The sequence below is a fragment of the Acinetobacter sp. YH01010 genome (assembly GCF_013420775.1).
Taxonomy (GTDB): domain Bacteria; phylum Pseudomonadota; class Gammaproteobacteria; order Pseudomonadales; family Moraxellaceae; genus Acinetobacter; species Acinetobacter amyesii.
This window is the reverse complement of sequence record NZ_VOYF01000009.1, coordinates 133,038-147,001: the sequence shown is the minus strand read 5'-3', so window position 1 is coordinate 147,001 and position 13,964 is coordinate 133,038. Positions and strand designations below refer to the sequence as shown.

Annotated in this window: 15 protein-coding genes and 1 pseudogene; 4 read left to right on the top strand and 12 right to left on the bottom strand. The window is 40.4% G+C overall.

The window, feature by feature from the left end:
- The coding region (locus tag FTT77_RS10165; RefSeq protein WP_180005585.1) for a zinc ribbon domain-containing protein at positions 1-122 on the top strand (122 nt) is incomplete at its 5' end.
- Between the two features lie 17 nt (positions 123-139).
- Positions 140-721: pseudogene (locus FTT77_RS10160) on the top strand (aminotransferase class I/II-fold pyridoxal phosphate-dependent enzyme); the annotation flags it as partial.
- 70 nt (positions 722-791) lie between these two features.
- Here FTT77_RS10160 and FTT77_RS10155 read toward each other — a convergent pair.
- The 12 genes from FTT77_RS10155 to FTT77_RS10100 form a co-directional block, all read right to left on the bottom strand.
- Positions 792-1,814, bottom strand: coding sequence for an NAD(P)-dependent alcohol dehydrogenase (locus FTT77_RS10155; protein ID WP_180109536.1), 1,023 nt, complete (start codon positions 1,812-1,814; stop codon positions 792-794).
- A gap of 24 nt (positions 1,815-1,838) precedes the next feature.
- Positions 1,839-2,408, bottom strand: coding sequence for a DNA-3-methyladenine glycosylase I (locus FTT77_RS10150; RefSeq protein ID WP_180109535.1), 570 nt, complete (start codon positions 2,406-2,408; stop codon positions 1,839-1,841).
- A gap of 20 nt (positions 2,409-2,428) precedes the next feature.
- Positions 2,429-2,674, bottom strand: a complete 246-nt coding sequence (locus tag FTT77_RS10145; protein ID WP_180003637.1) for a hypothetical protein — start codon at positions 2,672-2,674, stop codon at positions 2,429-2,431.
- Positions 2,675-2,689: 15 nt separating this feature from the next.
- Positions 2,690-3,217: a M23 family metallopeptidase gene (locus FTT77_RS10140; RefSeq protein ID WP_180109538.1), complete on the bottom strand. Its 528-nt coding sequence runs from the start codon at positions 3,215-3,217 to the stop codon at positions 2,690-2,692.
- Positions 3,218-3,284: 67 nt separating this feature from the next.
- A complete protein-coding gene (gene mutY / locus FTT77_RS10135; protein ID WP_180109534.1) occupies positions 3,285-4,331 on the bottom strand; it encodes an A/G-specific adenine glycosylase in 1,047 nt (348 codons plus the stop codon).
- Positions 4,332-4,484: 153 nt separating this feature from the next.
- Complete coding sequence (locus tag FTT77_RS10130; protein ID WP_078191628.1) at positions 4,485-4,844, bottom strand: HIT family protein; 360 nt, start codon at positions 4,842-4,844, stop codon at positions 4,485-4,487.
- 51 nt (positions 4,845-4,895) lie between these two features.
- Positions 4,896-5,636, bottom strand: coding sequence for a dienelactone hydrolase family protein (locus FTT77_RS10125; protein WP_180109533.1), 741 nt, complete (start codon positions 5,634-5,636; stop codon positions 4,896-4,898).
- Positions 5,637-5,829: 193 nt separating this feature from the next.
- Positions 5,830-6,522: an FKBP-type peptidyl-prolyl cis-trans isomerase gene (locus FTT77_RS10120; protein ID WP_180109532.1), complete on the bottom strand. Its 693-nt coding sequence runs from the start codon at positions 6,520-6,522 to the stop codon at positions 5,830-5,832.
- A 54-nt stretch (positions 6,523-6,576) separates the two neighbouring features.
- Complete coding sequence (locus tag FTT77_RS10115) at positions 6,577-7,290, bottom strand: FKBP-type peptidyl-prolyl cis-trans isomerase (protein WP_180109531.1); 714 nt, start codon at positions 7,288-7,290, stop codon at positions 6,577-6,579.
- A gap of 246 nt (positions 7,291-7,536) precedes the next feature.
- A complete protein-coding gene (locus FTT77_RS10110) occupies positions 7,537-9,723 on the bottom strand; it encodes a polysaccharide biosynthesis tyrosine autokinase (RefSeq protein WP_180109530.1) in 2,187 nt (728 codons plus the stop codon).
- 16 nt (positions 9,724-9,739) lie between these two features.
- The gene (locus FTT77_RS10105; RefSeq protein ID WP_180024801.1) at positions 9,740-10,168 is read right to left on the bottom strand and encodes a low molecular weight protein-tyrosine-phosphatase; all 429 of its coding nucleotides are present in this window, start codon (positions 10,166-10,168) and stop codon (positions 9,740-9,742) included.
- On the bottom strand, positions 10,168-11,223 hold the full coding sequence (locus FTT77_RS10100; RefSeq protein ID WP_180109537.1) for a polysaccharide biosynthesis/export family protein: 1,056 nt from the start codon (positions 11,221-11,223) through the stop codon (positions 10,168-10,170). Before FTT77_RS10100 ends, FTT77_RS10105 begins: the two co-directional genes overlap by 1 nt.
- A gap of 415 nt (positions 11,224-11,638) precedes the next feature.
- Between FTT77_RS10100 and tviB the strand changes: the two genes are divergently transcribed.
- Both tviB and FTT77_RS10090 read left to right on the top strand, forming a co-directional pair.
- Positions 11,639-12,916, top strand: a complete 1,278-nt coding sequence (gene tviB / locus FTT77_RS10095) for a Vi polysaccharide biosynthesis UDP-N-acetylglucosamine C-6 dehydrogenase TviB (protein ID WP_180109529.1) — start codon at positions 11,639-11,641, stop codon at positions 12,914-12,916.
- Positions 12,917-12,937: 21 nt separating this feature from the next.
- A complete protein-coding gene (locus FTT77_RS10090; RefSeq protein WP_180109528.1) occupies positions 12,938-13,963 on the top strand; it encodes an NAD-dependent epimerase/dehydratase family protein in 1,026 nt (341 codons plus the stop codon).
- Position 13,964 lies beyond the last annotated feature (1 nt).

Below are 13,964 nucleotides of genomic sequence, written 5' to 3'. Positions count from 1 at the left end.
TTGGAATAAGAGAATGGGAGTGCATGAGCTGTGGTACAGCTCATGATCGAGATATAAACTCAGCTCTAAACATTCTTGCGCTTGGGCATAAGCGTCTAGCTGTAGGAATCACCCTCTTTTAAGGGGGTGAGGATGTCAAGCTGAGTGTAGTTTCAATGCAAAGCGACCATTGCCTATCAAATATTGGGATCGGGCGGGCTATGTGATCTATTGTGCGTCGATTTCAAAATCTTTGTCGCCTTCTTATCGGGTGGGGTGGTTTTGTCTTCCACCACATTTGCAACATTTGCGTCCCAAATTACTTTTGCAAAATGATTCGGTGAATACGCCTTTGCAGTTAGGACTTGCCGATTTGATTTTTAGTCGTGCGTATCGCCAACATCTTGCTGAATTGCGTCCTAAATTAATGGTGCAAGTCGAGCAGTATCGTCAGTATATTTACGATGCTTTTCAAGGGGTTGATATCCGTCTAAATCGGCCTCAAGGCAGTTATGCTCTGTGGTTGCAGATGCCTGAACAAATAGACTGTTTGGCGCTGTATTACCATGCGCAAAAACATGGCATCAATATTGTGCCAGGTTTAATTTTTGGTGAGGACAATCGTTATAACAATTGTATTCGTTTAAATGCAGGGCATGAGTTGTCGACAGAAATTCAGCAGGCCATTTTATTGCTTGCAGATTGGGTGCGTAAGGAATGCATAAATACAAACACCGTCTAATTTTGATGAGTGTATAAAGGGCAGAAGAAAGCCTGCATGCAGCAGGCTTTTTGGGCTTAGATTTTTAGCGTTAAAAATCAGCTTTCAGCACAATTCGATAACGAACATTTCCTGAATGCAAACGTTCAATCGCTTCATTCACCTGAGACATTGGATACATTTCAATTTGTGGTGCAATATTTTGACGTGCGGCGAATCGAAGTAATTCACGCAGTGCTGCAGGAGAGCCTGTTGATGAGCCAGTGACAGATTTAGCACCACTGATCAGCATACCTGCGGGGATTTGCATCGGCTCAAGTGCTAGGCCGAGCATGTGAACGCTTCCATTCGGTGCCAAAGTTGAAAGATAGGCTTGCCAATCCAACGTCACATTGACCGTGCTTAAAATTAAATTGAACTTACCACGTTGTGCTTTAATCGCGGCAAGATCACGACTATTCACCACATGGTCAGCCCCCATAGCTTTAAGTTCATCGGTTTTATCTAAGTTTGAGCTGAATGCGGTAATTTCACAGCCCCAAGCTTTGAGCAATTTAATCGCCATATGACCTAAACCACCAATGCCGATCACGGCAACATGGTGAATGGCCTGAATTTGGTGCTGTAATATGGGATCAAATACCGTAATCCCGCCGCAGAGTAGAGGACCAGCACTGGTTGGATCGAGATTATCTGGAAGGGGAATAACCCATTGCCAGCCCGCACGGACTTTGTTGGCAAAGCCACCCGCATGACCGACGATCGTCGCTGTCTTGGTTCCGGTACATTGGACTTGGCGACCATCGATACATGGGTCACAGTGTTGACAACTTTCTGCTGTCCAGCCAATGCCTACACGTTGTCCGACTTTGAGTCCTTTTGCTTCGCTGCCGAGTTGGGTAATGGTTCCAATCACTTCATGCCCTGGGACCACAGGATATACCGAAGATTTCCAATCATTTTGGATAATAGAAATATCTGAGTGACAAAGACCGCAATACTCGACTTTGACTTCAACCTGATGGGCTTGTAATTCACCTGCATCAAATTGGTAGGGAACAAGGGCTTCACCACTGTTCATTGCTGCATAAGCGTGGATTGTATTGTCACTCATTATTCTATCCTTTATGTTTTGAGGTCATTCTTCGTGCGTGTATTTAAAGTCACAGTGATTTTCATGATCATTGACCATGCCGATAGCTTGCATCAGAGCATAGCAAGTCGTCGGGCCGACAAATTTAAAACCAAGCTTTTTTAATGCTTTGGACATGGCCTGACTTTGAGCGGTTTGTGCAGGGGCGCTACGATATTCAACTACATCATTATTGGCAATTTGACCTTCGACAAAACTCCAAAGAAATTCCACCGGATGAATCCCTTGGGCTTTTAACTGTTGCCATGCTTTGGCATTATCACGAATGGCAGTGAGTTTGCCGATATGGCGAATCAAACCTGAATCTTGTAATTTTTCTTGTAATTGTAGGTCACTCAACGCTGCGATTTCGGCAATGGGATATTGAAAAAAATGCTGCTGATAACAGGCCCGCTTTTTCAGCACAGTAATCCAAGACAGCCCTGCTTGTTGTCCTTCAAGACACAGCATTTCAAAGAGATGCTGCTCATCAAAACTAGGTTTAGCCCACTCAGTGTCGTGGTAGGCAATATACAAAGGATCTTCGGAGCACCAAGCACAGCGTTGTATCGTCATGTTGAATGCTCCTTTTTGACTTAAATTTTAAAAGCTGTCCATTGGTCGTTTTTATTGTCCCAATACAACAATTCCGCTTGATCGAGATCGGCAAATTGAATCCATACATCTTTACCAGATTTGTCTGCGTAGCCGGTGCTGATGAGTAATGCTTCTTCAGTGATCTCCATGATCCAGCCCTGATAAGACTGTCCATTGAGGCTGATTTTTTGTTGATTACCAGATTCTGCAAATTCCACCAGACGATTGATCAACGCTTCTGACATGTATGTTTCCTAAAATTAACGTAAATACGGATAGGGGTTAACGGCATTGCGACCTTTACCACCCAAGTAAATGCCGTAATGCAAATGTGGTGCAGTATGTCGAGCATTGCCAGTATTACCTACATAGCCAATAACATCACCTTTTTTGACATAGTCGCCGACGTTTAAGCCACGTTTATGACCATCAAGATGCGCATAATAATGCCAAGAACCTGCGGGCCCCATAATCCATATCACTTTACCACCCAAATTGTTATTACGTAAGTCAGCAACTAAACCTTCTGTAGCACTGAGGACTTTTGTTCCACGTGGAACAATAATATCAATGCCTTCGTGGCTTCGTCCTTGGCTACGCGCTGCGCCCCAAGTATCCTTGAGCGCACTTCGTTTGACTTGATGAACAGGAACAGGCAATTGATTGGATAAACGCATGTTTTGTAATTTTTTCACTTCATATGCAGGCAATGTACTGCCAGATGGTTTGGGTGGAGTCGACGTACAGGCGCTGAGTAAAAGCAAAATAAAACCAATACCGCCGAACAACCCTTTGCGAAGCTGAAAAAATCCTTGAGTCACATTTGTCCCTATTCAATTGATGAGCAGTTCAAAACTATGGCATAGAATGGCTTTCGAGTTCTAGCGTAGAAATGAGTTTTTTCATGGCGGTTGGAATACCGAGTGCAGTGGCTTGTATCGGGTTAAACCACTGTCCGTTGCATTCAATGGCTAAATGCTCTTTTTGATCGGCTGCAACAGTAAATACAGTAGCTTCTAAAAGCCAAGTGAAGTGGGTAAAACTATGCGATATTTGCACTTGAGTAGTGGTAGGTTTCAGTCCAAGCTGCTGAGTGTAGGATTGAAACTCATGGGGTTGATCAAAAATAGGTAAACACCACAGACCACCCCATAGCCCGCTATTAGGACGTTGTATCCACAGCCATTCTCCTGCAGATTGAATCAGCATGACTTGGGCCTCTCTCACTGGAACAGGCTTTTTAGGCTTTTTATAAGGTAATTCAGTCTCTAAACCCTGAGCATGTGCTTTGCAGTGCTGTTGCATGGGACAATATAAACAGAGCGGTTTTTTCGGCGTGCAAACGGTTGCACCAAGATCCATAATCGCTTGGGTATAATCGTGGTTGCGTTCAGTGGGGCAGAGCTCTGTCGCCAGTTGCCACATGGCCCGTTCATGTACAGGTTTCGATAAATCATCTTCAATAGCAAAGAAACGAGACAATACACGCTTGACGTTGCCGTCCATAATCACGCCATATTGTCTTAAACCCAAAGACATCAGCGCACCCGCGGTAGACGGCCCGATGCCCGGTAGTTCCATCCACTGCTCAAGATTGCTTGGAAAATGTCCCTGACGTGCAACAATACCCGCGGCTTTGTGTAAGTTCCGAGCCCGTGCATAGTAGCCTAAGCCAGCCCAATAGGGCGCCACATCATCCCAAGAAGCATGGCCTAAATCTTCAACAGTCGGAAATCGTTGAATAAATCGATCAAAATATTGTAAGACGGTTTTGACTTGAGTCTGTTGCAGCATAATTTCTGAAACCCACACTTTGTAAGGGTCATCCTTCACTTGCCACGGTAAGTCATGACGACCATGGACATCAAACCAGTCGAGAAGGGCATCAGAAAAGTTAAACATGCAATACAGTCAAAATTGAAAAAACCTGCATAGTATACATCTTTCAATAGGTATTCTTTTTGTTCAAAACGAAAACTGTATATCAGGGGAAATGCAAAAATAGTGGCCATCAAAAAAGGAGCCGAGGCTCCTTAGTGAGTGTAAATTTAAAGTTTAGCTTTTAAAGCCCCAGCGGGTATCGAGCGCCAATGTTTGGTTTTCATAACGTGGAATAATGTGAATATGCACATGTTCAGTGGCTTCGCCAAAAACTTGTCCATCATTAAACCCAATATGAAAGCCAGTGGGTTGATAGCGTAAATTTAATTCATTACGCGCTTGTTCAAGTAAGGACATTAAACTTTTACGTTCTTTATCAGTAATTTCAAAAAATGAACCAACATGACGTAGCGGGACAATGACAGCATGCCCTTTAGACAGTGTATGTGGTTCAGGAAGTACAACACCAAAATCATTTTTTGCAATCACGTCATATTCGTCAAAATTGCAATATGGACAATTGAGTTCTGTCATTGTGCTCTCCTCATTTTTATAAATTAAATATTGGTAGTGGTTCTTATGGCTTTACGAACCAAGCTGGCGTGCTAACAAGGCATACATGGCCGCTAAACTTTGCTGTTCTGCAGCAGCGTTATAAGCTAAATCTACGCCGTTGGCTTTGGCACGTTCATCCGCCATCGGGTTGCTAAAGCCGTGTTTTGCGCCTTCAAAAATATTGATTTGATACTTCACTTGGGCAGCATCCATTTCATTTCTAAAGGTTGCAACATCATTTAAGCTCACCATCGAGTCGAGCTCACCATGTTGCACTAAAATCTCTGCTTGGACTTGTCCTGTTTGTGCAGGAGTCGCTGTAGCAAGTGTTGCATGGAAGGTCACCACAGCTTTTAATGCAGCACCTGAACGAGCTAAATCCAGCACGACTTTTCCGCCATAGCAAAAGCCTATAGCTGCGAGTTTATCTGCATTTACTTCTTTTTGCTGTGCCAAAGTGTTTAATGCAGCAGACGCACGGGTCACAATGGTGTCGGCATGATCAAAAGTCTGCATCATCCATTCATAAGCTTGCTTGGCATCTGTGGTGACTTTTTTGTCACCATACATATCCAAAGCGAAAGCAGCATAGCCTTGTTCAGCCAATTCGCGCGCACGTTGTTCGGTATATTCATTGCGTCCCCACCATTCCGGGGCAACTAACACACCTGCGACTGCAGTGTCTGACTCTGGTACGGCAAAATAGCCAAAAAGTTGAGTTCCATCAGCTGCTGTATATTGAATTTCGCGAGTCTTAATTTTAACGGTCATGGTCAAATCCTTATGTGCGGCTACGCAGTTGATGGAGATTTAAAATAAATGGAAATTGGTTTTTGTGAAATAAATATAAGATATCAATGTGAATTTTAAGTCAAATCAATCAAAAAAATTGTAAAAGAAAATAATGGAAAGAAGAAATATTGAGGAGCACCGAGATTTGTCGATGCTCCTAAAGAGAGTATTGTTATTTCGGGAGAACTTCAATGAGCTCTATATCAAAAATCAGCGTGCTGTTTGGCTCAATGACGTCTGCTGAACCAATTTGACCATAGCCTAAATTTGCAGGAATGAAGAAGCGATATTTTGCACCTTCTTTCATCAACTGTAGACCTTCCGTCCAACCCTGAATGACTTGGCTCACTTGGAACATCGCAGGTTGGTTACGTGCAATTGAACTATCAAAAACAGTGCCATCAATTAAGCGACCTTCATAGTGAACTTTCACTGTTGAATTGGCTTTGGGTGATTTACCTTTGCCGGCTTGAATGACTTGATATTGCAGGCCAGATTTCGTGACCTGAATGCCCGGTTTTTTGGCATTTTCAGCAAGGAAAGCTGAACCAATGGTGGCATTCGCATCCGCTTTTTGCTTCAGTTCAATCAGTTGTTTCGCTTCGGTTTGCTTTTTATATTGAGTTAAGGCACGGGTCATCTCTTCATCTGTTAATGACGAAGCTTGACCTTTAGATGCTGCCTTTAAACCTGCAACAAATGCATCAATATCTAAGTCCTTAATGGATTCAGCATTACTGCGTCCCATTAAATAACCAAAACTATAACCGACTTGTTCTGCAGCACTACTTTTATTACTGACATCTTTGGCAAATACAGTGCTTGAGCAGAGTGCCAAACACAACATACTGATCTGTAATTTCATGACCGAGTCTCAAAATAAAGCAGGAGAGCGAAAAGCTCTCCTGTACCGGTTTTATTATTTAACTTCAATGAGTTCTACATCAAAAATTAAAGTACTGTTCGGTGGAATCGTTCCTGGAACACCTTGAGCACCATAACCTAGGTTTGAAGGAATATACAAAGTGGCTTTGCCGCCTTCTTTCATTAACTGTAGACCTTCAGTCCAACCTGGAATTACTTGGTTCAATGGGAATTCAATTGGCTCGCCGCGCTGTACTGAACTATCAAATACTGTGCCATCTACTAACTTACCTGTGTAGTGAACTTTAACAACTGATGTGGCTTGCGGTTGTTTCCCTGTACCTTCTTTCGTTGTTAGGTACTGTAAACCAGAAGCAGTGGTTTTAACCCCAGCTTTACTTTTGTTTTCTGTTAAGAAATTATCGCTGCTACTTTGTGCTTGCTTATTGCTTTCGAGCTGCTTGTTTTGCATTTCTTGCTGGAACTCAGCATATGCTTTTTGTAATTCTTCTTCAGTATATGCAGGTTTTGCACGAGCATGGCCTGCACGAACGCCAGTGACAAAGCTATCAATATCTAATTCTGAAGGCGTTTGATGGGCAACTTCATAACCAAGGGCATAACTTATTTTAGCGACAGCAGAAGCATTGGCAGCTGGTTGAGTTGATGTTGCTGATTGCGTAGCAGGTGTTTTAGTTGCATAGTAAACAGGAACAAGTGCGGCACCGCCGAGTAATACAGCGACAGCGATAGGTAGGGCCTTACTCATATATTTTCCCACAATTATTTTATATGTAAAAAGTTGCTGAAATTCTAGCAGACTTTTCCTGTTCAGCGCTTACCTATCTCTATGATCAGGTAAGGTGCAGGAAAGATCATCATAGTCATGTTCTTATTTTTATACTATAACGGTATGAATATATAAAACATTTTTTATACAGAATGATGCATGCAACATAAATTTCGAAAATAAAAAAAACCACCGTATTCGGTGGCTTTTTTGAATAGGCTTGAATTAGTCTTGGTCTTTTGAAGCTTTATAACCATAAGAATAGTTATAGCCATAACCATAACCAGCTGAGCTACGTTGAATGTCGTTTAGAATAATACCATTGACCTTCACACCCACTTGTTCAAAGCGGTTCACGGTTAACTCTAGTTCTTTCAACTGAGTTTTCGCATAACGAGCAATCACCAAATTCACACCAGCATATTGCGAAATAATGATACCGTCTGTCACAGCAAGTACAGGAGGGGTATCAATGATCACATGATCGAACATTGGTGAAATCAACTCTAAGAATTCTTTGAATTTACCAGAACTTAAAAGCTCAGATGGGTTAGAAGGGCTCTTACCGCGAGTAATCACACTTAAATTTGGAATTTCAGTGGTTTTAATGATGCTGTCTAGATCACGCTGACCATTTAAATACTCAGAAAGACCTGGTTGGTTGTCATGATTGAAGTATTTGTTTAAATAACCACGACGTAAATCGGCATCAACAATTAAAACGCGTTTATCACTTTGCGCAAGAATCGTAGCTAAATTGGTTGAAATAAATGATTTACCGACTTCTGGTGCAGGACCTGAAATCATGATCAGGTTATTTTTTGCAGATGTTAGTGCAAAGTGAATAGCAGTACGCATACTGCGCAGGCTTTCAATTGCAATATCATCGCTATTTTTAACCGCAAGTACAGGAATGGTCTTTTTCTTCTTCAGTAACTTGATGCGACTTTCCTGAATAGGGGAACGTGGCACAGTGGCATAAACCGGAAGATCAAGGGTGTTCTCAATTTCTGAAGAATCTTTGATTCCTGAGCGTAGCATGTTACGTAGTAGTGCAAGTAATGTACCGAGGAAACCACCAAGAAAAATTGAAAGTATCAAGATTTGTAGTTTTTTTGGTGCAATTGGTTCAATAGGCTCTACGGCAGTATCCACAATACGGACATTACCAATTTCACCAGCTTTGGCAATACGAAGCTGTTGGTAAGAATTCAACAACGCTGTATAAAGTTGTTGCTTGACTTCAACTTCACGGTATAGTTGTAAATAACGACGCTGTAAATCTGGAAGCTTTTTCAAAGTTGTATTGAGTTCACCAATTTTGCTATTGATTGCACCCAATTGAGCATTCATTTGCTGCATCACAGGATGTTCACTAGTGTACTTTGCAGAAGCTTCAGCAACTTTTTGCTCTAATTCAGCTTTTTGAGTTTCAAGAGTGACGCTTTGAGTTAAATAGAGTTCAGATTCTTTAGTGACATCGACAGTATTAAACTCTTGACGGAATTTGTTAAATTCACGTTCTGCGACATCAAGCTGTTGTTTCAATTCAGGGAGTTGTTCGTCGAGGAATTTTAATGTTTGTGCACTTTCAGCCGAACGTCTTTCAATATTTTGATGGCTGTAGGCTGCTAAAATGGCATTTAAAACTTTTGTAATATGTTCTTTATCTTGGCCTTGATAGTTAAGGCCAAGCACGCCCGTCATTTTACCTTTTTCAGCAACAGAATAATTTGCCAAAATACTATCAACTGCGGCAGGTAGAGACTGCTTTTGAATTAAATAGTCATCTTTGAATTGATCTTTACTATAAATTGAGATTTCCCAAAGGCCTTCTGCCGTACGTAAAGAATTTTTTTGGTTCAATGGTGCTGTTAAAATTGTTTGCTCAGTCTGAAGATCAATTAAAGAAAATTTATTTTCTTGAAACTGTACACTAAGGTTTTTGTCACGATATTGCGCAGGGATATCAAATTGGCGGATTTCAAAACTTTTTTCATTATCTTTGAAAACGACTGATTTATTTTTATATTCGGTGACATATTCATGTGGAGAAAATAGGCGATCAATAAATGAATTCTCTGTACCCGAAACTTTAAGATCAAGATGCAAATTTTGAATCACAGTACCTAGAACTAAGCGTGATTTAAGAATCTCAATTTCTGTTTGGGCAGGTTGTTTTTGATCAATCATGCTTGATAGATCACCCAAGAGTGCTGCTGAAGTTCCTTTACTCTCCTCAACCTGTACCAGTGCATTTACTGCGTAGGTATCAGGCGTGGTTCTTAAATAAAGCAGGGCACAAACGAGACTTAAAATTACACATAAAGCAATTAACTTCCACTGTGCAATCAGAGAGAAAAATAATTCTTTTAAATCAATTGTATCTTCTGTATTGGTATTTTGGCTCATAATCGTACATCAAAAGTTAAATTTGTTTAGTCCAATCTGCAACGCAAGATTGGATCAGTTCTGAGGTCTGGTCAAAAAAGGCTTGATCGTGCTGGTATGGGTCAGGCACATTTTTACCTTGCCAATGTCCTAAACGAAAGGTCTTGCCCTTTGCAAATGGCCACGTTTGTTCAATATGCTTTTGTTGATTTGAACTCATGACTAAAATTAAATCTGATTTCTTGATCAGTTCAGCATTCAATTTTTGGGCAATATGTCCACTCATATCGATGCCAATTTTTTGCATACAGTATTGAGCTTTTTCATCTGCTGGATGTCCAACCATGCCTGAGATTCCCGCTGAATAAATATTCAGATCGGGATGATTCTTTTTCAGAAGATATTCTGCCATAGGACTTCGGCAAATATTACCTACACACACCACCAGAATATTTTTAAATAACATTATTGACCCATTCTGTCGATGTTATAGATCATATTTGAGAAAGGAATCACCTGATTGATCACACGCTGCCAACGAGCTAAACCAGATGCATCAACATACACAATATCATTGCTACGCATTCTGAACTGGTTTGCGAGTCCAAAGTCACCAATACTGGTTAAATCCAAATGATAAATTTCGGTCATCGGACTATTCATATTACTACGTACTACGTAGATTTTACCTCGACTTGCAGAAAGCGAGTTTACCCCAAGACTTTCGCCCAAGACATCACTTAAACTCATGCCTTGATCACGCATTGGTAGGGATTGATTTTTACCAGATTCACCCATTACATAAATTTTCTGATTTTCGCGTGAATTGACATAAATTGTATCGTTAGGCTGTATGAGTAGATTATGTAGTGAATAGCCAGCCTTTTCTAACTGAATGCTATTTAAGTTGTAAGTTTGTCCTTGGCGTACCAAGGTAATAGACGTATTATCGCCAAATTGCGTATTCACACCGCCAGCAAGACCAAGTGCAGTATATACGCTGGTAGGTTGGTCGGTCAGATTAAATTGACCACCTTTCATTACATTACCTTGGACAGAGTAACGTTGGCCTTGGTAGGAAAGAACGCGAACAATCACATCTGGGGTTTTTAAATAGCGGGCAAGTTGGCTACGTAACTCCTGATTAACTTTTGTTAGGGATTTTCCGGCAGCTTTATATCGGCCAATAATAGGGAATTGAATATAACCATTTTGGTCGATTTGGTAACCGTTTGATTTTATCGCCTCTTCATTACTAATGGTATTTGTAGGTGGCGTTATTTCCGGATATGCCCATAAATAAATGGATAAAATATCACCAGAATTTAATCGATATTGTTGTTGTTGTTGACTGAAAAGGTGGGCAAAATTTTGTTGATTAATCTGTGCGGGTTGAACGGCTACTAAATTGTCTTGTGATAATTTGATGACATTTACAGTTGAACCTAGATCTGTTTGGAAAACACCTTCTTTTGGTAAGTCATATGTTTGAAGACCTGATGTGATTGCACAACCCGTCATACCTAAACTGAGTGCTAACAAGAAGCTATAACGATAGTAACTCACTCGAAATCCTACTTATAAAAAATAATTGAATTGTAAAAAAGGCAAAAGCCTGATTTTTAAAATATATAACTCAGCATTTTATACTATGTAAAGTCAACATCCTAGGACTTGCTGTCAAAATGTGTTGTGGCTATGTAATGATTAATGTGAGAACCATGACTCGTTTTACTGTTTTAATTGATAGGGTTTTATACATTAAAGAAAAATATTAAATATAAACTAAATAAATAATGATTAAAAAGATCTTTAATGATAGGAATAATAATGGTTGATTACGAAAAATAATAAATTCACAAAAAATAAATTGGAATTTCTGCTATATTACGGTCTGTTTTTCACATGATTAAATCATAAATTATAAGGCTCTGGAATGTTGCAACTCTCGGAACTAAAAATTGCTGTAATTGGGTTGGGCTATGTGGGTTTACCACTAGCTGTTGAATTTGGTAAAAAAGTACCTGTAGTGGGTTTTGATATTCACCAAAAACGAATTGACGAGCTGCGTTCAGGGCAGGATCATACGCTCGAAGTATCTCCAGAAGAATTAGTACAATCTACGCATTTAACATATAGTGCAAATTTAGACGATCTTAAATCTTGTAACTTTTTTATTGTTACTGTGCCAACTCCGATTGATGATTATAAGCAACCAGATTTAACCCCACTTATTAAAGCGTCTACTAGTATTGGAAAAGTACTCAAAAAAGGCGATGTAGTGGTGTATGAGTCTACGGTATACCCAGGTGCTACAGAAGAAGCTTGTATTCCAGTTTTGGAACAAGTCTCAGGCTTAAAATTTAATCAGGATTTTTTTGCAGGCTATAGTCCAGAACGGATTAACCCAGGCGATAAGCTGCACCGTGTCACCAATATTTTAAAAGTAACATCGGGTTCTACCCCAGAGGTGGCAGATTTTGTTGATGCAGTTTATCAACTGATTGTGACTGCAGGTACGCATAAAGCACCGAGTATAAAAGTGGCTGAAGCCGCTAAGGTCATTGAAAATACCCAGCGTGATGTGAATATTGCTTTAATTAATGAATTGGCCGTGATCTTTAATAAATTGGGTATAGATACTGAAGCCGTGTTGCAGGCTGCGGGAACCAAGTGGAATTTTTTACCTTTCCGCCCAGGTTTGGTCGGTGGGCACTGTATTGGGGTAGATCCATATTATTTAACCCATAAAGCACAGTCTATTGGTTATCATCCTGAAATTATTTTAGCAGGTCGTCGTTTAAACGATTCTATGGGAGCTTATGTAGTCACCCAGCTGGTAAAAGCTATGATCAAGAAAAAGATTCAGGTTGAAGGAGCTAAGGTTTTAGTGTTGGGCTTGAGTTTTAAAGAAAATTGCCCGGATATTCGTAATACTAAGATTATTGATATTGTGAATGAGCTACAGGAATATAATATTCAGGCAGATGTTTATGATCCTTGGGTTGATACGCAAGAAGCACAACATGAATACGGTATTACCCCAATTGTAAGCCTAGAACCAGGCCAATATGATGCAGTCATTTTAGCGGTTGCGCATGAGCAGTTTAAAGCAATGGGGGCTACTGATATTCGTGCTTTAGCTAAACCAGAACATATTTTATATGACTTAAAATATGTATTAGAACAATCTGAATCTGACATCCGTTTATAATTTTTAGGGACCTGTATAAGAATGAGCCAATATCAAACTGTATGCGAGCAATTACAACAAGCACCCAAAATCTGGTTAGTTACTGGCGTGGCAGGTTTTATTGGCTCGAATTTGCTGGAAACCCTGTTAAAGCTGAACCAAAATGTGGTGGGTCTGGATAATTTTTCCACAGGTCATCAGCATAATCTGGATGAAGTGCAAAGTCTGATCAAACCTGAACAATGGGCAAACTTCAAGTTTTATGAAGGTGATATCCGTAATTTTACAGACTGCCAGAAAGCATGTGCAGGAGTGGACTATGTCTTGCATGAAGCAGCTTTAGGTTCTGTGCCCCGTTCGATTGCCGACCCGATTACCACCAATGCAGCCAATATTACCGGCTTTTTAAATATGCTGACCGCTGCACGAGATGCAGAAGTCAAAAGCTTTACCTATGCCGCCAGCAGTTCAACTTATGGTGACCATCCGGCACTGCCTAAAGTTGAAGAAAATATCGGCAAGCCACTTTCGCCTTATGCGGTCACCAAATATGTAAATGAGCTGTATGCTGAAGTCTTTGCCCGAACTTATGGGTTTAAAACCATTGGTTTGCGTTACTTCAATGTCTTTGGCAAGCGCCAGGACCCCAATGGAGCCTATGCTGCAGTAATTCCAAAATGGACAGCAGCTATGATTGTTGGTGATGATGTATTCATTAATGGTGATGGCGAAACCAGTCGAGATTTTTGTTTTATTGAAAATACCGTACAAGCCAATATTTTAGCTGCTACCACACAAAATGAAGAAGCTAAAAATCAGGTTTATAATGTAGCCGTGGGAGATCGTACCACATTAAACGATTTATTTAATGCGATTAAAGCTGCGCTAAATGAAAATAGTGTGACTTATACCAAAAAGCCAGTCTATCGGGAGTTTCGTGCTGGGGATGTACGACATTCGCAAGCAAGTATTGAGAAAATTAAAAGTTTATTAGGTTATCAACCACAATTTAGAATTGCACAAGGAATTGATCAAGCCATGCCTTGGTATATCAATTTTAGTAAGTAAA

Coding starts and splice junctions, on each gene's coding strand:
- FTT77_RS10090 (WP_180109528.1), top strand. CDS start 12,938: ATGAGCCAATATCAAACTGTATGCGAGCAATTACAACAAGCACCCAAA.
- FTT77_RS10100 (WP_180109537.1), bottom strand. CDS start 11,223: ATGACGGGTTGTGCAATCACATCAGGTCTTCAAACATATGACTTACCA.
- FTT77_RS10105 (WP_180024801.1), bottom strand. CDS start 10,168: ATGTTATTTAAAAATATTCTGGTGGTGTGTGTAGGTAATATTTGCCGA.
- FTT77_RS10110 (WP_180109530.1), bottom strand. CDS start 9,723: ATGAGCCAAAATACCAATACAGAAGATACAATTGATTTAAAAGAATTA.
- tviB (WP_180109529.1), top strand. CDS start 11,639: ATGTTGCAACTCTCGGAACTAAAAATTGCTGTAATTGGGTTGGGCTAT.
- FTT77_RS10150 (WP_180109535.1), bottom strand. CDS start 2,408: ATGACGATACAACGCTGTGCTTGGTGCTCCGAAGATCCTTTGTATATT.
- FTT77_RS10115 (WP_180109531.1), bottom strand. CDS start 7,290: ATGAGTAAGGCCCTACCTATCGCTGTCGCTGTATTACTCGGCGGTGCC.
- FTT77_RS10125 (WP_180109533.1), bottom strand. CDS start 5,636: ATGACCGTTAAAATTAAGACTCGCGAAATTCAATATACAGCAGCTGAT.
- FTT77_RS10120 (WP_180109532.1), bottom strand. CDS start 6,522: ATGAAATTACAGATCAGTATGTTGTGTTTGGCACTCTGCTCAAGCACT.
- mutY (WP_180109534.1), bottom strand. CDS start 4,331: ATGTTTAACTTTTCTGATGCCCTTCTCGACTGGTTTGATGTCCATGGT.
- FTT77_RS10145 (WP_180003637.1), bottom strand. CDS start 2,674: ATGTCAGAAGCGTTGATCAATCGTCTGGTGGAATTTGCAGAATCTGGT.
- FTT77_RS10130 (WP_078191628.1), bottom strand. CDS start 4,844: ATGACAGAACTCAATTGTCCATATTGCAATTTTGACGAATATGACGTG.
- FTT77_RS10155 (WP_180109536.1), bottom strand. CDS start 1,814: ATGAGTGACAATACAATCCACGCTTATGCAGCAATGAACAGTGGTGAA.